Raw genomic sequence first — 25,124 nt, 5'->3', positions numbered from 1 at the left:
TCAGTTATGATAAACGCGCTTTATTCAATATCATTTAAAGACTGTTTATCTACAGCTAAGTTAACGCTTAAAAAAGCTTTAATATGTAATGCTAAATCTATAATACCCGCTTTCATTTTATCGTCCCAAGGTAACCCATAGGTCACTCTGAAGTAATTATCAAATTCTATAGCGTTTATAAACATACAACCAGGTGCAATCGCTAAATTATACTTGATCAAATAATGCCACAAATCTTTACTTGAATAACCGTCAGGCAATCCTATCCATAAACAAGGGCCGCCTGCAGGATCGTTTAAAATAACTAAGTCTCCAACTTGTGCGTTTAACGCATAAAGCATTTGAGTACACTGAATTGATAATTGCCTCCTTACTTTATCTACAAATTTTTGATAACGACCACTTTGTAACATCTCTAAGATCATATACTGCAGGCTTATACTTGGTTCTTCTGAGTTAATCTGCTTTGCAAACAGACTCTGCTCGTAGGTATTTTTACAGATTATATAACCTAGACTAATTGTAGCCGAAACCGTATCGTAAAAATCGACAATACTAATCACCTTACATGTTGAGTTAGATGTAAGTAAACTTGATACAGACTTTGGTCGCTGACTACTAAAGTGTAGCTCGCTTCTGTCATATTCTATTAATGCGACTTCATTTTTTTCAGCCCAAGCAATTAACTGTTTTTTCTCTTTAGTCGTTAATACCCTACCTGTTGGATCATTAAAATTTGGATTAAATAAATACGCAGAAAATTTTTCAGCTTGAAAGGCCTTATCTAATAACGTGAGCTCATTAGCAAAGTCTGCCTGCATAGGTATCGCTGTTGTTTTGAAATTATATTGCTGAATGAGGCTTTGAAAAAAGAATGAACTAGGTGCTTCTATTGCAATACATGAATTTTGTAACTTTAAAGCTTGAATCGCAGTGATCAAACCATCTTTTCGCCCGTTTGTTATTAAAATGTCTTTGTACGGTATAATTTGCCCTGAATTTAAATAGTACTTAGCTATCTCTTCTCTTAGAGGCTGTATACCTTCTATAGGGTCTTGCATTAACATGCGATATGGGCGACGCTTTATTACTTTACGGTGTAGTTGGTTCAAAATCGTTTCAGCATCAATTACTGTGCTTGGTGCCGTACAGGATAATGGTAGAATATTAGGATCATTAAAAGAGTATTGCAGCGCATTGGCTAAAGGTAACTTAGCAAGCTCTTTGTAGCTTAAAAATGAATCACCATAACTTTGTACATCTGTGGTGACATGTTGCGATGCTATATTAGCAACAAAATATCCTTTTTTTTCTATTGCATAGATCCAGCCTGATTTCTCTAGCTCAGCATAAACATGAGATGCAGTAGAAACACCGATTTCCCTTTTCTTGGCCAATTTCCTTACTGAATCTAGCTTTTCACCTTTATGTAAGATCCCAGAGTTAATGGCCTGTATTATTTCATCACTTATCTTGCGATATATAAAATCACTCATATTTTATTCTATGAAGTTTATACTAGTAGGTAATTTTTATTTACTTAGACAAAAACCACAACCTAATAATCAAATTACCTTGAACAATTAACCTTCTTTTATACTTTTATCTAGAATATTTGAGATTGAAAAATTTGTTACGTTTTTTAATATAAAGTAAATCATTAAACAAATTCAAATAGATTAAATAACATACAAATATTATTTAGATAAAAACAACCAGAAATCAAAAAGTCAAGATTGAACAAAAATGAGATCCCTGTATCATGCACGGCCCGCTTAGTTTTAACGTTTTTTCGAAATTAAACGGGCTTTGTTCTAATTCTACTGGAGTAAATCTAAACGATGAGAAAATTATTAACTTTACCCGCTCAAATGTCGCTCTCAGATGCTGAAAATCTTACTTATGAAAACGCATTAAAACAAGCAACTGAAATTAGCCTAAATTTGATGGCTGTTAAAGTTGAAAACCATCCTGAAGATTTTAGCGGCTGGTGTCATGAGTTAATTGATATTTGCACTAATCGCATTAACTTTGAACTGTTAGAACAACACCAATTACCATTTGTTAAAAAGTTAAATGATTTATTAGTTTTAGGCGTGAGTGTAAGTCAGCTTAAAATGCTGAAAATCACCCCTTGGCCGATTATGGCTTCTTTCATTGAAAAGAATGCAAAATTACAAGCGTTAGATGAAAAGCTTGCTTTACTATCTTATTTAAAAATAACAAAGCAACAAACATTATCAGAAATGATTCAGGAAGATAGACTTGCTTTTGCTGGAAAGCATACGGCTTCACATGATCCTTCTATCTATAAATTTGATGTTGAATGGTTTGGCTCAACAAAAAGCGCGAAAAACTTTCACCAATTACTACAAAACAACCCTGAACTATTAGATAAAGCACTTGCTAACATTCCAACTGAAGGTGATGTATCTGAGCAGGATTACCAAAATTTTGTAATTGACTATTTAGCTGCACATTATGTTTTAGATGATGTAAAGCCAACTTTAGCACCTGCAACTCGCTTATTAGCAATGCACCGTCCTGATATATTTTTACCACTTACAAACTCTAAATTAGATTCACTTTGTGCTGCATTTGAAGTTCCAAAATTAAATAACAAAGACTTTGATCGTTATTACAAAGATATTATTCAAGCCATGCATGTTATGCCTTGGTATCGCGCTAAATGCCCTGAAACAGAATTAGAACAACAACTTTGGTCTGTTCGCGCTTTATTACCGACTCTTTTTTATTATGTTGATGAAAATACAGCAAGTAACTCAAACTACCTTAAGTTATTAAACAAACCTAAACGCGCGACTAAAACAGGCACAACACGCACTAAGCGTGGTAAAGAGTCTGCTGAAATATTAGTAGACCGCGCTTTAGAAGCTGATGATATTCCAGAACATATCAAAAGCAAGCGTGACTCTATTATCGCTGAAGTAGTTAAAGGCCGCACTGTTGCCGAAACGATTTCGTTAATGCGCATGATTTTTGGCTAGCCACTCATTTTCATAAGCAGTATTTAAGTTTAAATACTGCTTATATTTAGTGCAATAAATATAAAAATGCACTAAATATGTGCCACCTATAAACTTTTCACAATTAACACCGCCCAATTAAATCATAACTAACTGAATTTATTAAACTTAATACTGTCACTTCATTTTGGTACAAAGATTGCCTTTTTTCTTTTCAAACAGCGCATTCTAACAAACCCAATATTAAGGTGTCAGAAATGAAAAAGTCATTCCTCTCAATTACTTTATTAACAGCTTTAACCTCCACATCAAGCTTTGCTGATATAACAGCAAATGTATCTGCCAGTTCAAATTATTATTGGCGTGGAGTAACGCAAACAAATGATGCTGCTGCAGTATCAGGTGGCATTGACTATAGTAATGAATCCGGTTTTTACGCAGGTACTTGGACTTCGAATATCGACTTTGGTAGTGAAGCAAGCTACGAGCTAGACTTTTATGCTGGATTTAGTAAAGAGCTTGAAAGCTTTAGTTATGATGTTGGTTATATTTATTACAGCTACCCTGATGCTGATGGTTCAACAGACTTTGGTGAGCTATATGGCGCTTTAAGCTGGCAGTGGCTAGAAACCAAAGTAAGTTACCTCACTCATGCACAAAGTGACGCAAGCAGTGAAGAAGATATGCTTTATGTTGAGCTCAATGCAAGCTTTACCATTTTAACTGAAACTGAATTGGCTTTTCATTTAGGACGATCAAGTGGTGATACTATTACTGAATGGTATAGTGAAGATGACTATTTAGACTATAGCGTATCATTATCTAAAAATGGTTTTACTTTAGGTCTTACAAAAACGAGTTTAGATGATAGTGATTTAAAGGCATTCGTCTCTTACTCTATTGATTTAACATTATAATATTTCAATGAAAAAGTAAGATCGATGAACGATCTTACTTTTTCACTTGTTTTTATGATTCATAACAAGATAAATTTTCTAATACCGCCGTTGAAGCCATTAAACCAAATAAGTCTTGAGTCATTTCATCACCTGGAAAAACTTCCATATAAGGTATTGAATCAGCTGACTTCCCAGTGATCACCTCAAAAATAACTAAAGCACTTAAAAAGCTCCCTAATTTTGAAGCGTGGTTACCATCAACGCTATGAAGCTCTATTTGCGGTTGAATTTCTAGCACCAATTCCCATGCTAAGCCCACAGGAGCAACACAACTTGGTTCTTGAGTCGCAATGCGGCGATGTATACCATGCACATATTCAGCTTCAGTTGAACTACCCTTCTGCGGATGTTCAGGAAATAATACAGGTGTTGCGGTTTTAGCTTTTATTCTTTGAATCCATATTTTTGCGGCATCGGTTGGATAAAGTTTAGCTTGGCTTTGGGAGTACTTTTGACCTTGAAGAATAACATGACTCCAAACGTTATCATTGAAAGTATTTATATTGTCAATTTTTGTAACAGTATCATCCAGGTGAGCACCAAATAAAGTTAACACTTTGGATTGCCGCTCTTCTACATTATCAAAAATAATCCTTAATAATCGACCTACTGAACCAGTGTGGCTATTACCTATCATTAAAATATCAAGCTGTTCAGATTCCCTATTATCAGAAATAGGCAGTCTTTCACTTAATTCCTCAGAAGAAGTAGGTGGCGTTTCAGGGAGAATCTGATCATTAGATTTTGAACTTCCACCACACCCTAATATTAAGAGCAGTAGAGTGATTATGAAAACTATCTTCATGACTATCCTTACTTTTACAATACAATTAATCCATGTTTAAAAAACAAACATAACATTAAATCAGATTAATAAGAAATTTTGGCATTAGATTATTTAAAAAAGAAGAGTTTGAATTTAAGAAAACTTATCTATTTGCATTTTTTTGAGATAGCTGGTGATTTAAGTACTTGGCTTGAAAAAGCCAAGTACTTACGAAATGAGGTGAGTCAGCCGTATAAGCCGGGTTCTGTTCTTTTCCGAAGAAAAGGATAATCATTCGTCTAGGCCTTAAATCGCTTTAAGGCTCAAGCAACCTACCCGGTTCCAACGTGGGCCACGCCATAAGGAACCCTATTTGGTCTTGCTCCGGGTGGAGTTTACCCTGCAACCAACTGTTACCAGTGGTCCGGTGCGCTCTTACCGCACCCTTTCAGCCTTACCTGTTCTCTCGAAAGAGCCATCGGCGGTCTTCTCTCTGCTGCACTTGTCGTAGGCTTGCGCCTCCCAGCCGTTAGCTGGCACCCTGCCCTGTGGAGCCCGGACTTTCCTCCCCTTTATCCGTATACCTTTTGCCTAAACAAAACATACAACGATAAAGCAGCGATCATCTGGCCAACTCAGGAGGCGGATTATACTGATTTATATTCCAAGAGGGAATTTATTCCGGTATTTTTTGATGAAAACAGCACAATAAGTGCAAATAAATAACTTATTCACTTTCTTGCTGCTCTAAAACAGCCTTATAAAGTGCGTTTTTCTTTAAGTCAAAATAAGTAGCGACAACACCACAGGCTTTTTTCAATGGCATTTCAGCTTTAATTAGCTCTAACATACGCATTACTTCAGGTCCAAACTCTTGCTTATCAACAACCTTTCCAGGAAGCATTAAAACAAACTCGCCCTTTTGACGAGCACGATCCTCGTTTAGGAACGCTATTAGCTCTGAAATTGAACCACTAAAAAATGTTTCATAGGTTTTGGTTAGTTCTTTTGCGAGCACTATCTTCTGTTCACTACCGAGACATTCTGCAGCATCATCTAAACTCGCTAAAATTCTATGTGTGCTTTCATAAAAAATGCTGGTTATACCCGACTCTACCGCATTTAAATAAAAATCTTGTCTCGCTTTACTTTTAGCAGGTGTAAATCCTAAAAATTGAAATTTATCCGTTGCTAGACCCGAACAGCTTACAGCAGCAATAGCAGCACATGCGCCAGGTACAGGCGTCACATTTGCACCTTGCTCTCGGCATAAATTAACAACAGCATAACCCGGATCACTGATTAATGGTGTACCAGCATCTGACACTAAAGCGATATCTAAACCTTCATTAAGCCAATTTACTATCTGTTGAGACTTTTGTTTTTCATTATGATCATGAACAGCGACTGTTTTTGCTTTAATAGCAAAGTGACTCAGTAGCTTTCCTGTATGCCTAGTATCTTCAGCAGCAATCAAATCAACGCTTGACAACACCTTTAGTGCGCGCTGACTTATATCATCTAAATTGCCAATTGGCGTTGCCACAACATAAAGTGTGCCTATTTTACTCGAATTGTGCTCATTTAACATTGAGGTATCCTGCATCTGTCAGTAATATAGTGTATTACCTTTTTTTGAGATATTGCCGTGCGGCTTACACACTATAGTTTAATATTGTTATTTTCCCTGTTATCAGCCTGTAGTACAACAGAGAAAACGCAGATCCTTAAAAAGCCTGAGATAAACCAGCAAAAAAAAGTACAACCTAAAGTTTATACTGCAACTCAGTTGTACAGTAACGCAAGGGCAAAACGTGGCGCAGATAAAATACAACTGCTATATCTTGCACGTGAAAAAGCGTTAGAAGAACAAAACTGGTCGTTACTTGAGTCTATTTGCACGACATTAATTTCTAGTCAAAGCTCAGATAACATACAAAACACCTTGTATATTGCATTATCTCAGTACCATCAATATCAATATGCAAGCGCACTCGCTTTATTAGAAAAGTTAAATGGTAAACTTACAAGCCCAGCCCATTATTATTGGCATCAATTAATAACGGGGAATATTTATGCCAAACAATCACTAACCGCACAAGCTGTCCCTTATTATTTTAGAGCCTCTGAAATTGCACAAAAGCATGATATTGATGCAAATGAATTAAATAAAAAGCTATGGGCAGAACTTGCCAAACTTCAAAGCTATTCACTAGAAGAACTCAATACAGGATCAAGCATACAACAAGGTTGGATTAATTTAGCTTTATATAATCAGTTATATGTTGGTGATCCGGTATCTTTACATAGTGCAATGAACAACTGGCAAAGACGCTACCCTAGGCACCCAGCAAGCTTTGCGCTACCAGATAAAATGAAAAACTTACTGGCTATTGAGCCCTATAAGCTCACTAAATTAGCTGTCTTACTACCTGAAACTGGCAAAAATGCACGTATTGGTGAAGCTGTAAAAAATGGCATACTAGCAGCTTCTGATATAAGCCATGATGCAGAAATTCACTATATCAACTCAATCGAATCTATAGAGAAAATCAATGAACACATCACGCTAATAAAGCCTGACTTTATCATAGGTCCATTATTAAAAAGTAATATAGATAAAATTAAACAATCTGAAATACTAGCAAATTATCCAACTATATTTCTTAATTCAAGTTCATCAGAGCATACCAGTTTAGAACACTATTCTTTTGCGCTGTCACCCGAGCATGAACTCACTCAAGCAATCAATCACTTTTTAGCCAAAGAGTATAAGAAGCCTTTATTATTGGCTCCTAAAAATAAATCAGGAGAAAGATTAGTACAATCTTTTACCCAACAATGGCAGTTATATTCAAAAAACTTACCTGAAATTGGTTTTTATGCCGATAAAAAGGATATGCAAAATCAAGTAAAAAGACTATTAGAAGTTGATGAAAGTAAGAAACGCATTAATAAAATAAGATTGCTTTTTAGAGAAAAAGTAAAAAATGAAACCCGCTCTCGCCGAGATATCGATGTGATTTATTTAATCGGCGATGCAGTTCAAACACGACTGTTAAAGCCTTACTTTGACGTTAATATTAGTACCTTTGCCGAAAAAGTACCTTTGTATGCCAGCTCAAAAAGCCATAGCCTACAAGTTGATCGTACAGATAAGCGTGATTTAGCAGGTCTGTACTTTACAGAAATTCCTTGGATGTTACCTCAGAGTCATACACAACCTGCGTTAAGAGCGCAATTTGATAAACTTTGGCCGCAACAAGGTGACTTACAGCAAAGGCTATTTGCCATGGGTTATGACGCGGTTAAGTTAATCCCACAACTAAAACAATTGAGCGCTTTATCAGGAAAGAGCATACAAGGTTTAACGGGATTACTGTCTATCAACCAGGATGGTCAAATACATCGTCAATTACAATGGGCACGCTATTTTCAAAAATCAATTAAAGTACTCAAGCTCAAAGAAGTGAAGCCAACACCTTTATTTTTGCAACCATCTGAAAATATGGATTAATTGCATATAACGCCTTTTCATTCTATGTTTATTAATTTTAAGGATTCATGGATGAATTGGTTAAAAACATTATGGCGTAATAATACTGAGAAAGGTCAGTATTATGAAATCAAAGCAGAAAGCTTTCTTAAAGGTCATGGTTTAAAACCCATTACACGTAATTATTGGTGTAAATTAGGTGAAATAGACCTAATAATGCAAGATAAAGATACGGTTGTATTTATTGAAGTTAAATATAGAAAATCACAACAATATGGCGGCGCTTTACATGCTTTAACTTTCGCTAAGAAAACAAAATTAAAAAAAGCAATTCAACATTATATTCAACATCACCAATTACAAAATAACGCTTTAAGGGTCGACTTTATTGCGATAAATGGGCAAAATCCATATCAATTTAATTGGATTAAAAACGTTCTCTCGTAGGACTTAAAATAATAAAATAGGCTTCATTAAGGTTTAACAATGCAAGAGATAGTCAAAGAGATTTACACTGAAAGCATTCAAGCACATATTGCTGCTGGAGAAGTGCTCCCTAGCGCATTAGAATCAGCTGCTTTTACCATAGCTCAAAACCTTATTAATGGTAATAAACTCATATGCTGCGGTTTTCAAAGCTGCCAAATGCTTGCACAACACATAGCGACATTATTAGTAAATTGCTATGAGACTGAAAGACCTTGCTTACCGGCCATCGCATTAAATACTGAGGTGACTAACTTAAGTACTTATGCAGAGCAAAATGAACATGATGTTTTTGCTCGACAAGTCAGAGCATTCGCCCAGCAAGGTGATATGTTATTAGCGATTGCCATTAACGGTAATGAAAAATCTATCATTTCTGCTGTGGAATCTGCACTTACTAAAGATATGACTGTCATAGTACTTGTAGGCGACGATGGCGGAGAATTAGTCGGTTTGCTAGGACCAAATGACGTTGAAATTCGCGTACCTTCAAAAAGGCCAAGCCGTATTATTGAGTCTCATTTATTAAGTTTACACTGCCTAAGTGAATTAATTGATTTAACCCTATTTCCACAGGATGAAACACATGCGTAATACGCTTTTAATAATAGTGAGTCTTTTCATATTACAAGGATGTGCAGCTGCGATTGTTGCAGGTACAGCTGGTGCCGTTACTGCCGCAAATGACAGGCGTACTATTGGTTCTCAAATTGACGATAATAACATTGAAATTAAAGCGACATTAGAGATCAAAGGTAACGATCAACTTGCTAAGTATTCTAATATTTCAGTCATTAGCTTAAATGGTGTTGTACTACTTTTAGGTCAAGCGCCTACTGAAGAGATGAAGTCTCAAGCGCAGCAATTAATTAAAAATATACCAGCAATAAAGAAAGTACATAACCAAATACGTATCAGTAGTAATGTTGGCATGACCACAAAAACCCTTGATACTTGGTTAACCTCAAAAGTAAAAACCATGTTATTAACCGATGACAATATCAGTGGCACCAATATCAAAGTAGTCACTGAGAATAGTGAAGTCTTTTTAATGGGTTTAGTGGAACAAAATGAAGGGAATAAAGCGGTAGATATCGCAAGAAATATTTCTGGTGTTGCTAAGGTAATTAAAGTATTTGAGTACTTATAATCACTTAATGTAGCGGGATAACTAAAGCTTTACCTAAGTAATTTAATGGTAAAGCTTTAGCATAAAAATCATATTATTTAATAACTCTAAGATGTGATCCTTTTTTAGTATCTGGCTTTTTTTCTGGTGCTAACGCTTCAGTATCAATTTCTTGAATTTCAACATCGTCACCTTCAAACAGCTCATCTTCTTCCGCCGTAAATACAGTGCCTTCACCATTTTCTCTGGCATATATTGCCAACACAGCAGTAATTGGCACAGAAACACGCATTGGCTGCCCAGAAAAGCGAGCGTTAAAGCTTAGCTCGTTATTATCCATATTAAACTGTGCAACTGCTGTAGGGCTTACATTCAATACAATTTGGCCATCTTGCACAAATTGAGTAGGGATCACCGCAGCGGGATGCTCTGCATTTACAACTAAGTGAGGGGTGCATTGGTTATCAATAATCCAATCGTAAAAAGCACGTAATAAATATGGGCGATTTGAAGTCATCATTTGACCACCTAAATTAAATCTAAATCTGTCTAAGATAATACCAATCACATAACTTCATGGCTACTTTAGAATCAAAATAAAAAGCCTTCAATATATGAAGGCTTTTTAAAATACTTTAAAAAAGCCACTAGTGGCTTTATAAATACTAAACTATGAAATATTAAAGGTGAATTTCACGTTCAGCTTCAGTAAGAGAAGCTTCAAATGATTCACGTTCAAATACAAGTTTCATGTATTCTTTAACTTCTTTACTTCCGGCACCAATTAGTTCAATGCCTAACTCCGGTAAACGCCAAAGTAATGGAGCAATATAACAATCAACTAAACTAAAGTCTTCACTCATAAAGTAAGGTACTTCAGCTAGGATTGGACCGATAGCTAAAATCGCTTCAGTTAATTCTTTACGCGCTTGAGCAGCATCGCTACCGCCTTCGTATACTTTAAATGCTAATGAATACCAATCTTGCTGTATTCTATGCATAAGTAAACGGCTACGGCCACGCATGACAGGATATACTGGCATTAGTGGAGGATGTGGGAAACGCTCATCAAGGTATTCCATGATGATGTTTGCCTGATATAAACCTAATTCACGATCAATTAATGTTGGTACTGATCCGTTAGGGTTAACTTCATGCAATGCTTCCGGTAAGTTATCACTTTCTACTAGGTGAATATCAACACTTACGCCTTTTTCTGCTAGTACGATACGTACTTGGTGACTGTACATACAGTTAGCACCAGAGAAAAGAGTCATTACAGGGCGTTTATTGGCAGCAACAGCCATGCCTACCTCCATTTATTTTTTGCTAGAGACAGCAATAGGGGCTAAGCCCCTATTACATTATTTCATGCTAAAGAAAGTTCAATTAATGAACATCTCTCCAGTATTCTTTTTTCAGTAAAAAGGCCAAGATAAATAGTATAAATAAGAATCCTAACACTTTAATACCTAACGCTTTTGATTCTAAACGTGAAGGTTCACCCACGTATTCAAAAAAGTTAGTTAAATCACGAGCTGCTTGATCATATTCATCATCACTCATTTCGCCTGAACCATCAGATACAGTACCTACAACTTTAGTCACTGTATGACCATTTTCTTCTACTTCTTCAGTAACTGCAGTTGCAACACCTTGAAGTTCTTGTAAAACATGCGGCATGCCCACTGATGGGAATACAACATTATTTACACCAAATGGGCGCGAATCATCTTTATAAAAAGATTTAAGATAAGTATAAATGTAATCAGGTGATTTTACGCGAGATATAAGCGTTAAATCAGGCGGTGGCGCACCAAACCATTTAGCTGCATCATCAATATCCATTGCATTTTTGATATGGCTACCAACTTTTGAACCATCAAAAATAAGCTGCTCTTCACCAATTGCAGTTGGAATACCAATGTCACGGAACGTACGTTCATAACGTTGGTATTGCATTTGATGACACGCAAGACAATAGTTCATGAATAACTTAGCACCACGTTGTAATGATGCATTATCAGTTAAATCATTACCCGCTTTCATCAGTGGTACAGATGGACCCGCTGCCATTGCAAACATTGGCAACAATACGAATAAACCTACAATAAGCTTTTTCATTATTTAGTTAACCTCTCTGGCAATGGCTTAGTTACTTCATTTTTACTATAAACAAATAAAAATACGAAGAACATAAAGTAAGTCACAGTCGTGATTTGCGATAAAATCGTTTTAAAGTCTGTTTGTGGTGTTGCACCAATCCAACCAAGAATAATGAAAGTCACAACAAACTGAGCAATATTAAGTTTATGGAAACCACAACGGTAACGAATAGACTTAACTTTACCACGATCAATCCAAGGTAATAATGCAAGTGCGAAAATTGCTCCGCCCATTGCGATTACACCTAATAACTTATCAGGAATTGCACGCAAAATAGCGTAGAAAGGTGTGAAATACCAAACAGGGAAAATATGTTCAGGTGTTTTCAGTGGGTTAGCAGCTTCAAAGTTTGGACCTTCAAGGAAGAAACCATTCATCGCCGGCGCAAAAAATACAATTGCACAGAAGAAGAATAAGAAACCAACAACACCAACAATATCTTTCACTGTGTAATAAGGATGGAATGGGATCGCATCAACAATATCTTTCTTACCAGAGTAATACTCATGAAACTTAAATTTAGATTTATCTTCTTCTTTAACAGAACCTTTTTTACGTTTTATTTCAACGCCTTCAGGGTTATTAGAGCCAACTTCATGTAAAGCAATAATATGTAAGAATACTAAAATTACTAAAACAAGTGGCAATGCAATAACATGTAATGCAAAGAAGCGGTTTAGTGTTGCACCAGAGATAACATAGTCACCACGGATCCAAAGCGTTAAGTCATCACCAATAATTGGAATCGCACCAAATATAGAAATGATTACCTGTGCACCCCAGAATGACATTTGACCCCAAGGTAATAAGTAACCCATGAAAGCTTCAGCCATTAGCACTAATAGAATGAACATACCAAATAACCACAGTAACTCACGCGGTTTTTGATAGGAGCCGTAAATCATGCCACGGAACATATGTAAATAAACAACAACAAAGAAAGCAGACGCACCGGTAGAATGCAGATACCTGAGTAACCAACCGTATTCAACATCACGCATGATGTATTCAACAGATGCAAAAGCACCTTCAGAAGATGGTACGTAGTTCATTGTTAACCAAATACCCGTAAGGATTTGGTTTACTAATACTAAAATGGCTAAAGAACCAAAAAAGTACCAGAAGTTAAAGTTTTTAGGTGTTGGATATTGCGCTATATGCATATTCCAAACACGCGTCATAGGAACACGTTGATCAATCCAATCAATCGTATCTGTCGCTAGTTTTTTTAACATTATGCAGCCCCTTCTTCAACGCCAACCATGATAGTTGTATCGTCAATAAACATATAAGGAGGGATCTCAAGATTTAACGGTGCAGGTACACTTTGGAATACACGACCAGCTAAATCAAATTTAGAACCGTGACAAGGACAGAAGAAACCATCTTCTACACCTTCCACTTTTTCACCAAAGTTACCTTTAAGGAAACTTGGAGAACATCCTAAATGAGTACAAATACCCACAGCTAAAAATATCTCAGGACGTATAGAACGGTGAGGATTTTGAGCAAACTCAGGTTGCTGCTCCTCTGCCGATTGCGGATCACGCAATTGACCGTCTAACGTTTTCAACGTTTCTAACATTTTTGGTGTACGACTCACAACCCATACAGGTTTTCCTCGCCACTCAACACGAATTAATTGTCCAGGCTCAAGTTTACTGATATCCACTTCTACAGGTGCACCTGCAGATTTGGCTCTTTCACTTGGGTTCCAAGACGCGATAAAAGGGACAGCAGCTCCAACCGCTCCCACACCACCTACGACAGAGGTAGCTATGGTTAAAAAGCGACGTCGGCTATTGTCTACTGGCGCATTGCTCATCCACTCATCTCCACGATGTTTCTCAATACTTGCCACATTGAGAATTCAGTTACAGCAGGTTAAATTACAAAAAATTACTTACAAACAGTCACAATCTTAAATAAAACCCTTATTTATTATAAGGATATATAGAGTCAAAGACTCAAATTAAGCACGCTAAAATTTTAGATTATAATTGTGCTGCAATTGTAGCAAATATATTGCACCTTGACTGACTGATTTATATAAATTTTATAAAAAACCATCAAAAAAAATTTTTTAATGGTTTAAAAACAAAAAACCCAGCAAAAGCTGGGTTTTTGAAATTCTTTGGAACGTAATAAATATTAACGTTTTGAGAATTGTGGACGCTTACGTGCTTTATGAAGACCCACTTTCTTACGCTCAACTTTACGTGCATCACGGGTAACGAAACCAGCTTTACGTAGAGGAGAACGAAGTGACTCGTCAAATTGCATAAGTGCACGAGTGATACCGTGACGAATTGCGCCAGACTGACCTGAAATACCACCACCAGAAACAGTGATTAGTAAGTCAAATTTTTCAGTCATTTCAACAAGCTCTAATGGTTGACGAACAACCATACGTGCAGTTTCACGAGGAAAATATTCTTCGATAGAACGTTTGTTGATTACGATGTTGCCAGTACCCGGGCGTAAAAATACGCGAGCTGCTGAACTTTTACGACGACCTGTACCGTAGTATTGATTTGCCATGATAGTATTCCTTAAATGTCCAGTACTTTAGGCTGTTGTGCAGCATGACCATGCTCAGCACCAGCGTAAACTTTAAGTTTACGATACATTGCGCGACCTAGAGGTCCTTTTGGCAACATACCCTTAACAGCTTTTTCGATAATCATTTCAGGCTTTTTAGCTTGAAGCTTATCAAAAGTGATCGACTTAAGGCCACCTGGGAAACCAGAGTGAGCATAGTACACTTTGTCTTTAAATTTATTACCAGTTACAGTCACTTTATCAGCATTGATAACGATGATGTAATCACCAGTATCTACGTGAGGAGTGTACTCTGGCTTATGCTTACCACGTAAACGGTGAGCAATTTCAGTCGAGATACGACCCAGAGTTTTATTCTCTGCGTCAACTACATACCAGTCGCGTTTTACCGACTCTGGCTTAGCTACAAAAGTTTTCATTTTTTAAAATCCATTGTGTTATTAAAACCACAGGCAGTTATTACTTTAAGTAAAAAATAAAATTACTGCCGTTCATACACTTAAACCCTTTAAGGTTTAATATTCACAACCAAAATGAGTGTAAACACCCATGATAATATAAGAACGGAAAGTGGTGGAGGCGGGAGTATAACAGCGTCATCTAGATAATGCATGTTTTTTCTACATTAATTATTTGCATCGAAAATTGAAAGCTATAGAGCTTGGTTTAATAGGTTATTTAATAAGGCTTAGTTGATTCGATTGGAGAAAGGTGTGAGATATTACTTATTGACATGATAAAAAAACGGGGGTGGATAAGCCCCCACTTTGGTCCAAAGAAAAATCGCGATGCGATTCAGTATTAAATTTAAGGGATTTATAAAAGAGAAACAATTACATTGTGATAAAGTGAATCAATAGTGTGATAAAAGGAAGTTTCAGCTAACTCTTACATTCATTAGTAATACTTATAAATTTGCCTGCGCGCTCTAAAAGACTTTTCTCTTAACTTTCAAAAAATAAAAAAGAGGCCATAGGCCTCTTATTTGCTTAATAAATTCAATTTAGAATTTATATTCAGCTTCAATAAATACTTTACGACCAGCTGGATCATAGTATCCACGAGGGTAATGTGGCCAACTTGTATGAGTTGGGTCAAAGTTAGGCCCTTTATCAAACATATTTACAACACCCAACCTTACTGACGCATCGTCTGTAATATTATATCCAGTCGTTAAGTTCCAAGTGATATGGCTTGCTACTTCTAACTCAGATTCACTCTTTTCATCTGTTTTATGCGTCTTATAACTTGTTCCATGATGACGCCCAATATATTTAGCAAAGAGAGTTGTAGTCAAATCATCTAAGCTCCATGTCAGAGCACTGGTCATTCTTAGTCTAACAAGATTTGTATCTTCCAAATCTTTATCGATAGGAGATGTCGCGTCTACTTGACCTTCTGATTGTAGTATATAAGCACCTTGCAAGTTATAACTCAAGTCCCCTAAGTTATCAAAGTTCCAAGTGTAAGTACCATTAAAATCAATACCAGCAACTTCTTGATAAGATAAGTTTTGTGCTGTGGCTGTAATCGTATCAACAAAACCATTAGTATCACGCGTGATCATATCACCATAAAGTTCATAGTATTCTGCAACTTTCTCAACATCGATGTCATTTACCATGTCATCTAGTTTCCATTTCCATAAATCTACAGAAACATTATAATCATCTGTCGAATATACAAAGCCTACATTTGCGGTATAACCTGTTTCAGCTTTTAAATCTTTATTTGCTCCAGTTACCGTGTCAATATGTAACTCATTACATGGATCAATAATTCGATCTATTTTATCACCAGGTGTTCCACCTATTTGAGCACAACCTTTAAAGTCAATTACTTGATTACTACCGCGAGTAGCATCACCATATACACGATGCATATCTGGTGCGCGGAATACTTGACCTACAACACCACGTACTAGTAATTCATCCATAGGACGATATTCGACGCTAACTTGTGGTGTTAACTCGCCGCCAAAGTCACTATAATCATCATAGCGTAAGGCAGCATTAACATTTAATGTATCTAATACTGGGAAAATCATTTCGCTATAGATAGCCCAATTGTCACGCGCACCAGCACCTGATGAACCACCAGTTGTTAAAATTGCACCTTTTTTACTTTCAGCATCAGTATCAGTATCGTAAGTTTGCTTACTCCACTCTACACCTGTAGCAAAACTAACCATACCAGCAGGTAATTCAAAAGCATCACCTGCTAGATTAAACTGATAATTAATACGTGAAGCATTGGCTATTTCATATGTACCATAAGCAGTAGCTTCAACCATTTCATCAGAGAAAGGAGCCAACATAGATACACCATTTTCTCCTTGAGTTAGATATTTAAACATACCATCAACCGTTGCGTAACCACGAGAAAAGACTTCAACTCTCGTACGGCCAAAGTTCATTGATGCATCCCAAGTAATAGAATCTGAAAACTCACCTTCTAAACCAGCTGAAATAAAGAAGTTTCTTCCTTCATTTGTTTGATGACGGTTTCCAAACTCCCATGCACGACGAACATACCAATAATCACCATCTTCTGCATTCTTAAAATCACCACCAAAACCAGTAGCTTTATTGAATGATGCTGAGTTATCACCTGCGGTCATTGTAAGAACGTCACCTGCGACATTAACATCATAGCTATCAATACCCATAGGTTCAATATCACGAATAGATGATGACTCAGAGATATCAACTCTACCACTGAAACGAAGATCATCACTCAGTTCATAATTAAATGTCGTAATTGCACTTACGCGTTTTTGTTCCGGAGATAAATCACGCCATTTTGAACGATCGAATCCACATACACCATTTGGACGGTAGAAAAAACCACCTGCAGTACATTCAGATTCATTTAAACCATCAGCAGTTGCAAAGCCACCAATACGTGCGCCGTATGAACTATAAGAAGAATGCTCACTATAAGGTACTTTATCAGTGTGAAGACCAAAGTTTTCACGATCTGTTGCTTTTAGCGTTTCAGAGTCAGTGTATTCTAAAAATGTAGATACATTACCTTTATCTGAACTTGCGCCAAATGACATTGATATTTTATTGTTAGCACCGCCACCCTCAGTAGTATCCCCATGGCGAGCTCTAATGCTTACACCTTCAAAATTATCTTTTAATATAATATTTACAACGCCACCAACTGCATCCGCACCATAAATTGCACCACCACCTGAATTCAGAATTTCAATTCTTGAAATTGCATCCATTGGAAGGTTAGCAGTATCTACAAAGTTATCCGTACCATTTTGTGGTTTAGGATACTGATTTAAACGTTTACCATTGATTAATGTTAGTGTTCTATTTGCACCCGCATTTCTTAAGCTAATAGATGATGCAGCAGGTGTGAAGCCATGAATTGATTGCTGATTTGTTGCACCAGTTACAGATGATAAACTTGCTAACGCATCTTGAACGTTAGTAAAGCCTTGCCTAACCATATCATCAGCACTAATAACTGTAACAGGTACTGCATTTTCTATATCTGTACGTTTTATTCTTGAACCTGTGATTTCAATACGTTCAACTTCTTCGGCTGAATCATCTGCAGCGCTAGCATTAAATGCCAATCCTGATAATAAAGTTGACCCTATTGCTAGGTGTAAAGCTGAAAGCTTCAATTTAGACATGTTTTTCTCCCTGGAATTTTTATTTTTAGCAATTCTAAAGATTGCTGAAGCTACAAATTAAAGAGAGTTATTTCATCTAGCCAGTTAAGATCCACCAAAGGAGCGATTTAGCGGATGAAAGGAAGCTTTTACGTGCTCGCACAAGTAATTATTACAAGGATTTTACAATATATTTGAATATTCTGGAAACAGCGGAATTTATATCCTATATTTTTACTCTCTTACTCAGAGCACTAGGATTAACTTAAGTTCAAATATATCTAAATTTATTTTATTAATTTTTCACCATGTTAAAATTTTTATAAATCACCGTGATTTTAACTTTAATCCAACTTAATCTAAATGTAATGCATCACATTCATTTTAAAATAAAAAGCCGACATTAAGTCGGCTTTTATGTACCACTAATACTAAAAATTAAAACTTATAATTAGCACCTAATGTAAAAGTCCTACCATAAAAGTCGTAATAACCATCATCCTCATCATATGAGAAAGGATTTCTTGGTGGTGCTCTATCAAACATATTATCTACACTACCTCTTAACTCTAACTGTTCCGTTAAGTTATAACGGTAATTTAAGTTAAATTCAGTATGTGAAGATATCTCATTATAATTATTTTGTTCAATAGTCCACTCTCTGTTATCAACAGTCGAATGACGGTACTTAGCACTTATACCTACGTATAAGTCCTCATAAGTATAACCAATAGTACTACTCGCTTTCCAACGAGGATAATCTTGCTCACCAACAGTTGGATTAAACTTGTACTGCTCATCATTAACGTCTGAAATTAACTCATGTTCTGATAAATATGTTGCTAATAAACGGAAGTTAAAAGAACCGAAATCTGTATCTAAATTATAACGAGCTTCCAAATCGACACCTTTCATCTCACGATAAGCAAGATTCGCAGGTGCTGCAATAACTTCATTAATATCTAAATTACCACTTCGACCAAATAAAGCACAATATTCATTGGTTTCAAAATTACTAGAACGATAACAGTTATCAACAATTGTCTGTTGTGTTAAACGAGTCAATGCATCATCAATTTTATAATTCCAATAGTCAGCCATTAACGTGATGTTTTCTGTTGGCGTATAAACTACACCAAGCATAATATCTTCAGATGTTTCTTCTTGTAAACTTGGGTTACCACCTACGACACTTTTAGGCGTTACATCTCTCCATGCAACAGAAGGACGCCAGTCACCACCTTGCGGAATACCATCTGCCGCACAGTTTGCACGGATAGTATTTCTTAGCCCCTCAGGAGCTTCAGTGATTTGCACGCTATCACATGGATCTCTATAAGAAGTAAATGACTGTGTACCGGTACCATATAAATCATCTAACTCTGGCGCACGTACAGATTTTGACATTGTAGCCCTAACTCGGACTTCATCTATAGGCTGCCATGCAACTCCTAGTTTCCAAGCAGTATTATCGCCAACAGTAGAGTAATCCATAACTCGAACAGCAGCGTCTACTGTTAATTCTTGAGCAAGAAATACATCATTTAATACTGGGATCGAAACTTCAAGACCTATTTCAGAAACATCAAATTCTCCAGCCCATTCTCTAACAAAGTTATTAAATAAAAGGTTATTTTGCATAGCTGCGCCAGGCACTCGTTCAGCTTTCTCTTCTCTATATTCAGCACTTACAGCAAATGCAACATGACCAGCAGGTAATTCAAAGGCATCACCAGTTATTGATCCTCCAATAACGGTCTGACTTTTTACACTATGCTGTGTACCAGATGTATTTACATAACTAAGAGCGCCTTCAGAAGGTGAATTTGCACCAAATAAATTTAATGGCTCACAACCTGCACGTGCGCCTGTAACATTTCCATCATCATCACGAACAGCACATTGAATTGCCCCATCAATAATTGCCGCATCAAGTGCATTATCTAAATGCTCTGTTAGCATCTCGCCGCCCCATTTAGCATCTTGAGTATTACGGCCATATTGATAATAAATCTCATAGTCATAATCTTCAAACAACATACCACTTAGAGATAAAGTGCTATTAAAATATGCTTGATCATTATAATACTCACGATTATTACTACCTATACCCAACTTTGTAATACCAATAGTATCAGAAGCTTCAAGGCCTTCTGCTGCAAATGTGTCTTTTGCATCTTGATGCCAGAAAGGGTTGTCAACTCTTAAACCTTTGCTTAAAAAAACAGGGCTTGAGTCTGAAACTGAAGATGTTTTACCATAAGCTAACTGTAAACTTACAGCGTGCTCATCATTAATTTCTTTATTAATATTTAAGAAAGTATTTAATCTTTTTAAAGGCACAGCAATATATTTATGGTCTAAAAATTTATATCCATTGGCATCTTCACCATAAAAACGTGACTGAGAATTAGGTGATGGACGAGGTCCTATGCCAGTATTTGCCGGTATCAATTCTCCACTATCGCCAAAGATATACCTTTGGCCTCCTATAGTTGACATACCTGCTGTATCATAGAAACCTAAAACTTGAGGCTGCCCCTGAAATTTATCAGGAGCCAATATATTTCGCGGTATACCGTCTTCATCAGTTTCATTTGCTGGATTAAGCATAGTGGTCATAGTATTTGTTATGAAATCTCTATCTCTTCCTGCTAAAGCGCCAGTATCAGTATAGGTGACATTAAATATGTAACTATTATCATCATTTTCGCTACCAAATGTTAATGCAAAAACATTTTCCTCACCTTCACCCTCTTGAGTCTTTTGCGTTATTGCATCTAAACTAAAACCATCGTAAGAGTCTTCTAGAATAATGTTTACTACACCAGCCATAGCATCTGAACCATAAACAGCTGATGCACCACCATGGGTAATTTCAACACGTTTGATAACCGCTGTTGGGATCATATTCAAATCAACAGCTGAATTTGTAACGCTAGATGCAACAAAGCGTTTACCATTAACTAATACTAAAGTTCGCCCCTCTCCTAATCCGCGTAGATTAGTAGTTCTGATCCCTGCACCAAAAATTCCCTGACCTGTAGTTAATGATGTACCGATATCAGCTGATGGTGTTTGTTCAAGTAAATCAGCTACGTTAGTAATACCTGCATTAATAAGATCAGTACCAGAAAATACTGTTACTGGCGTTGGTGAAACTTCTTCAAATCTTTTGATACGAGAACCAGTAACTTGGATTCGTTCAACTTCTTCAGCCCCACCATTTTCAGCAGCTGATACATTAGCTGTATAACCTGTAAACAATGCTGAGCCCACTGCTACATATAAAGCCGATAGCTTTAATTTAGACATTTTTTTCTCCCTGGAATTTAAATTGTAAGCAATTCTTAAAGATTGCTTCGCGCTTAAACTAAAGACTGTTTCTAAAACTAGCCACAGCAATTCCATGAGAGGAGTGTAAAATTTGATAAGTGGTAGTATTTAAGGGACGACTTACCAAATAATAACATAACATTTACATTCCCAATTTAATTGAGGGATAAAAGGAGAGTGATTACTTGCATTTTGTTACACATTCTTACGCAATTTAATACTGAATTACATTATCTTGTATTCAATAACGTAAGAAAGTGCGAATAGATAAAAGTTCAATTTATTGTTAAAAGGATTAAGTATGAAAAATTTCAGTGTTGTTATTGCCGATAGTTGTGAAGCTGTTCGCCGTAATATTCAGCAACATCTTAAAATTCATGATTATTTTGATCCTATCGCTTTAGCTTTTAATGCCGATGAAGCTCGCGATATATGTATCAATTTAGAGGCGGATGTTTTATTTATAAATCCTGATATCACGATAGATTTTGATAATTTAAATATTGTTGAACAATTACCTGCTTGTACCCATGTCATATATTTATCTAACTCAGATATCCAAGCAATAGATGCATTTGAATTAGATGTAACCGACTACTTAATTACACCTGTTACACCTATTCGGTTTCAAAAGTGTATCAATAAATTATTAAAAAGGCTCGATAATACAGATACAACGCCATTAATTGACATGCAAAATATACTAAACCAAATGCAGTTTAATAATACTTATAAAGAACCTGTCATTGTAAAAGATTCTGGCCGAATTCGCATTATTGATACAGATGATATACTTTGGATTGGCGGTGCTGGAAATTATGTAGAACTACACCTTCAAAATGAAGAACGCCCAATATTACACAGAGAAACACTCGCTTCCATGCAAGAAAAGCTTACGTATTCAGGCTTTATTCGTATACATAGATCTGCAATAGTAAAAAAACAGTGCATTAGTGAGCTAAAACCAACAGAAAATGGTGATTACCTTGTTACATTAAAAAATGGTGCCACGCTTAATTTATCAAGGCGATATAAACAAAGTATGTCAGGGATCCTTAGCTAAATTTTAGCAGCAAAAGTAATACCAAAAAGCTCAGTTTGACTATAGTTAGGTAAAGAACTTAAAACAGAGTAGGTTATGCCATCTTTTTATCAAGAACTAACCACTATATTTACACAAATACACGCAAGTCATAATTTCTCAGAAGCATTACCTCTACTAGAAAATAAAATATTAACTTTATTTAATGCACAAAGACTTACTATTTATCAACGTAATAAACTCAACCAAGAAATAATATCCCGATTTAAAACTGGATCAGAATTAACAGAAATAAAGGTAAATATTACTCCGCAATCATTAGCAGGCTATGTTGCTATGAGCAAAAAGTCACTTTTAATTAAAGATGCATATAATGAAAGTGAACTACTATCTATCCACCCAAAATTAAGGTTTGCTAAGCAATTTGATACAAGCTCTAACTTCCGAACAAAGAGTGTTCTTACTATCCCCATTGTATCTGATAATGTTTTATTAGGAATAATGCAACTTATTAATAAACAAGATGCTAGTCAATTCATAAAAGATGATGCAGTAAAAGCACTTGAACTGGCAAACATTATTGGGCAAAAGTTTAGATATGAGTTAGGTGGCAGTAAATCTCCCTTTGATTTTTTGGTAGCGAAAAACTTAATTTCTGAACAACAACATGTCACATTAACGCAAAATACTGATCTATGTGAACAGATAAAAGCACTTGAGGAAAAACATAACATTAGCAATAAACAGATAGGTCTGAGTATTGAAGCTTATTATCAAGTTCCTTTACTACTCGAATATGATGAAACTTACCATTTACACCCACTAAATAAAAAATTAAGTACTTCATACCTTAAAAAAAATATGATTGTCATTATTGCAAACGCGAGTGAAGAACCCACTTTATTAATGCTACAACCTAATAATGCAGATTTAATGATGGAAATAGAAAGTGTGACTGGGCTAGGAGAATATAAAATAAACGTAGGATTGCCAAATGTAATCCTACAATATTTATGTGCTAATTCATCAAATTCAGCTGATTTAGATGAAATAAATGACATTTTAGACGAATTTTCAGATCAAAATCATGATGATGATATTTCAGCTGATGAATCAGTAAATGAAGATGCACCTGCGGTTGTTAAGTTAGTTAATCGTATATTGCAAGATGCTAAAAATCATGGCGCTTCAGATATTCACATTGATCCAAACAAAGGAAAAATTCCAACTAAAGTCCGAATTAGAGTAGATGGTATTTGTAGAGATTTAATCGAAATACCTGCAAACCACCTTCAAGCTATGGTTGCAAGAATCAAAATAATTTCACGTTTAGATATAGCTGAGAAACGTTTGCCCCAAGATGGTAAGTTTACCGTAAAATTAAATAATGCGGCGACTGAAATACGAGTCGCAACAATACCTACCGTTAATGGCGAATCTGTTGTCATGCGGATCCTTGCAAGCGGTACCGCTTTACCATTTGATAAATTAAGGTTATCCCAAAGAAATAGCGAAATGCTAAAACATATGTCAAAAACACCACACGGATTAATTCTGGTTGTTGGTCCTACTGGTTCAGGGAAAACAACAACTTTACATGCTGTATTAGGTTTATTAAATACACCCGACAAAAAAATATGGACAGCCGAAGATCCAGTTGAAATAACTCAAGTAGGATTAAACCAGGTTCAAATGAACAATAAACTCGGATTTAAATTTGAAACCGCGTTAAGAGCATTTTTAAGGGCAGATCCAGATATTATATTGATAGGAGAAATGAGAGATCTAGAAACGGCAGCTGCAGGTATAGAAGCATCACTGACTGGACACTTAGTATTATCAACACTACATACAAACTCTGCGCCTGAAACAATCACTAGGTTAATTGATATAGGTTTGGACCCCATTAACTTTGCTGATGCCTGCATTGGGATTTTAGCTCAAAGATTAATGAGAACTTTATGTCCTGATTGTAAAGCACAATATCAAGCAAAACAGGAAGAGATTGATTTTATTGTTAGGCATTATAGTAGCGACTTATCTGAAACTGAAGCAGTGAAAGAATTAAATATAAATACTGAATGTAAATTATATAAAGCTGTTGGGTGTAAAAAATGTGATGAAACCGGATATAAAGGCCGAGTTGGCGTACATGAACTACTTCCTGTAAACGTAGAAATTAAAAATCTTATTTATAAAAATGCCCCTGTTGGCGAGATCAAGATAGCAGCAATAAAAGCAGGAATGAGAACTTTAACGCAAGATGGCATTCTAAAAGTGCTGTCGGGGTTAACTGACTTCAAACAACTACAAAGTATCAGTAATTTAAATTAAGTTATATTTATTGAAATAGACGTAGGCGGGGCTTCAGCCGCGCAGTGGGTTCAAGACTTTTTATATATCCCAAAAAGCAAAAAAGCCGATACATTTCTGTATCGGCTTTCTTGTGATTATGAGAGTGGAGCCTGGCGATGTAAGTGAGGATCTTATTTTTAAATTATAAAAAGCAAAAAACCCGACACATTTCTGTATCGGGTTATTCTAATTAGGAGCCTGGCGAT

The 25,124-nt window shown here is 36.0% G+C and carries 20 protein-coding genes and 1 other RNA gene; 8 read left to right on the top strand and 13 right to left on the bottom strand.

Features of this window, described 5'->3' with window-relative positions; genetic code table 11:
• Window positions 1-20: 20 nt before the first annotated feature.
• The gene (locus KO527_RS00640) at window positions 21-1,496 is read right to left on the bottom strand and encodes a PLP-dependent aminotransferase family protein (RefSeq protein WP_216038492.1); all 1,476 of its coding nucleotides are present in this window, start codon (window positions 1,494-1,496) and stop codon (window positions 21-23) included.
• Window positions 1,497-1,841: 345 nt separating this feature from the next.
• Between KO527_RS00640 and KO527_RS00635 the strand changes: the two genes are divergently transcribed.
• Together KO527_RS00635 and KO527_RS00630 are read left to right on the top strand one after the other, a co-directional pair.
• Window positions 1,842-3,008: a hypothetical protein gene (locus KO527_RS00635; RefSeq protein WP_216038491.1), complete on the top strand. Its 1,167-nt coding sequence runs from the start codon at window positions 1,842-1,844 to the stop codon at window positions 3,006-3,008.
• 236 nt (window positions 3,009-3,244) lie between these two features.
• Window positions 3,245-3,904: a TorF family putative porin gene (locus tag KO527_RS00630; protein ID WP_216038490.1), complete on the top strand. Its 660-nt coding sequence runs from the start codon at window positions 3,245-3,247 to the stop codon at window positions 3,902-3,904.
• 52 nt (window positions 3,905-3,956) lie between these two features.
• On the opposite strand, the gene KO527_RS00625 is transcribed toward KO527_RS00630, so the two are convergent.
• The 3 genes from KO527_RS00625 to rsmI form a co-directional block, all read right to left on the bottom strand.
• Window positions 3,957-4,751, bottom strand: a complete 795-nt coding sequence (locus KO527_RS00625; RefSeq protein WP_216038489.1) for a hypothetical protein — start codon at window positions 4,749-4,751, stop codon at window positions 3,957-3,959.
• 198 nt (window positions 4,752-4,949) lie between these two features.
• Window positions 4,950-5,350: RNase P RNA component class A (gene rnpB, locus KO527_RS00620), an RNA gene on the bottom strand.
• Window positions 5,351-5,439: 89 nt separating this feature from the next.
• Entirely contained in the window at window positions 5,440-6,303 is an 864-nt protein-coding gene (gene rsmI, locus KO527_RS00615) for a 16S rRNA (cytidine(1402)-2'-O)-methyltransferase (RefSeq protein WP_216038488.1), read from the bottom strand.
• Between the two features lie 57 nt (window positions 6,304-6,360).
• Here rsmI and KO527_RS00610 point away from each other — a divergent pair, with 57 nt between their 5' ends.
• The 4 genes from KO527_RS00610 to dolP are packed head-to-tail and all read left to right on the top strand — an operon-like array spanning window position 6,361 to window position 9,844.
• Window positions 6,361-8,229, top strand: coding sequence for a penicillin-binding protein activator (locus tag KO527_RS00610; RefSeq protein ID WP_216038487.1), 1,869 nt, complete (start codon window positions 6,361-6,363; stop codon window positions 8,227-8,229).
• A 51-nt stretch (window positions 8,230-8,280) separates the two neighbouring features.
• Window positions 8,281-8,655 carry a YraN family protein gene (locus tag KO527_RS00605; RefSeq protein WP_216038486.1) on the top strand — a complete coding sequence of 125 codons (375 nt, stop codon included), beginning with the start codon at window positions 8,281-8,283 and terminating at the stop codon, window positions 8,653-8,655.
• Window positions 8,656-8,694: 39 nt separating this feature from the next.
• Window positions 8,695-9,288: an SIS domain-containing protein gene (locus tag KO527_RS00600; protein ID WP_216038485.1), complete on the top strand. Its 594-nt coding sequence runs from the start codon at window positions 8,695-8,697 to the stop codon at window positions 9,286-9,288.
• Window positions 9,281-9,844, top strand: coding sequence for a division/outer membrane stress-associated lipid-binding lipoprotein (gene dolP / locus KO527_RS00595; RefSeq protein WP_042153256.1), 564 nt, complete (start codon window positions 9,281-9,283; stop codon window positions 9,842-9,844). The genes KO527_RS00600 and dolP overlap by 8 nt, the downstream gene beginning before the upstream one ends.
• A gap of 73 nt (window positions 9,845-9,917) precedes the next feature.
• On the opposite strand, the gene KO527_RS00590 is transcribed toward dolP, so the two are convergent.
• The 9 genes from KO527_RS00590 to KO527_RS00550 form a co-directional block, all read right to left on the bottom strand.
• Entirely contained in the window at window positions 9,918-10,340 is a 423-nt protein-coding gene (locus KO527_RS00590) for a ClpXP protease specificity-enhancing factor (protein WP_216038497.1), read from the bottom strand.
• A gap of 163 nt (window positions 10,341-10,503) precedes the next feature.
• Window positions 10,504-11,130, bottom strand: a complete 627-nt coding sequence (sspA, locus tag KO527_RS00585; protein ID WP_216038484.1) for a stringent starvation protein SspA — start codon at window positions 11,128-11,130, stop codon at window positions 10,504-10,506.
• A gap of 82 nt (window positions 11,131-11,212) precedes the next feature.
• Complete coding sequence (locus tag KO527_RS00580) at window positions 11,213-11,950, bottom strand: cytochrome c1 (protein WP_216038496.1); 738 nt, start codon at window positions 11,948-11,950, stop codon at window positions 11,213-11,215.
• The gene (locus KO527_RS00575; RefSeq protein ID WP_216038483.1) at window positions 11,947-13,224 is read right to left on the bottom strand and encodes a cytochrome b N-terminal domain-containing protein; all 1,278 of its coding nucleotides are present in this window, start codon (window positions 13,222-13,224) and stop codon (window positions 11,947-11,949) included. The genes KO527_RS00580 and KO527_RS00575 overlap by 4 nt, the downstream gene beginning before the upstream one ends.
• A complete protein-coding gene (gene petA / locus KO527_RS00570; protein ID WP_042153266.1) occupies window positions 13,224-13,814 on the bottom strand; it encodes a ubiquinol-cytochrome c reductase iron-sulfur subunit in 591 nt (196 codons plus the stop codon). Before petA ends, KO527_RS00575 begins: the two co-directional genes overlap by 1 nt.
• A 326-nt stretch (window positions 13,815-14,140) precedes the next feature.
• Complete coding sequence (gene rpsI, locus KO527_RS00565; protein WP_127924255.1) at window positions 14,141-14,533, bottom strand: 30S ribosomal protein S9; 393 nt, start codon at window positions 14,531-14,533, stop codon at window positions 14,141-14,143.
• Between the two features lie 8 nt (window positions 14,534-14,541).
• Window positions 14,542-14,970 carry a 50S ribosomal protein L13 gene (gene rplM / locus KO527_RS00560; RefSeq protein ID WP_216038482.1) on the bottom strand — a complete coding sequence of 143 codons (429 nt, stop codon included), beginning with the start codon at window positions 14,968-14,970 and terminating at the stop codon, window positions 14,542-14,544.
• Between the two features lie 584 nt (window positions 14,971-15,554).
• Window positions 15,555-18,206, bottom strand: a complete 2,652-nt coding sequence (locus tag KO527_RS00555; protein WP_216038481.1) for a TonB-dependent receptor — start codon at window positions 18,204-18,206, stop codon at window positions 15,555-15,557.
• Between the two features lie 417 nt (window positions 18,207-18,623).
• Entirely contained in the window at window positions 18,624-21,500 is a 2,877-nt protein-coding gene (locus tag KO527_RS00550; protein ID WP_216038480.1) for a TonB-dependent receptor, read from the bottom strand.
• Window positions 21,501-21,822: 322 nt separating this feature from the next.
• Between KO527_RS00550 and KO527_RS00545 the strand changes: the two genes are divergently transcribed.
• Both KO527_RS00545 and KO527_RS00540 read left to right on the top strand, forming a co-directional pair.
• The gene (locus tag KO527_RS00545) at window positions 21,823-22,584 is read left to right on the top strand and encodes a LytTR family DNA-binding domain-containing protein (RefSeq protein WP_216038479.1); all 762 of its coding nucleotides are present in this window, start codon (window positions 21,823-21,825) and stop codon (window positions 22,582-22,584) included.
• A 75-nt stretch (window positions 22,585-22,659) separates the two neighbouring features.
• The gene (locus KO527_RS00540) at window positions 22,660-24,897 is read left to right on the top strand and encodes a GspE/PulE family protein (RefSeq protein WP_216038478.1); all 2,238 of its coding nucleotides are present in this window, start codon (window positions 22,660-22,662) and stop codon (window positions 24,895-24,897) included.
• Window positions 24,898-25,124 lie beyond the last annotated feature (227 nt).

Origin of the sequence: Pseudoalteromonas sp. C2R02 (assembly GCF_018860845.1) — a bacterium.
Lineage (GTDB): Bacteria > Pseudomonadota > Gammaproteobacteria > Enterobacterales > Alteromonadaceae > Pseudoalteromonas.
The sequence above is the reverse complement of the archived record's forward strand: the minus strand, read 5'-3'. Positions and strand labels throughout refer to the sequence as shown.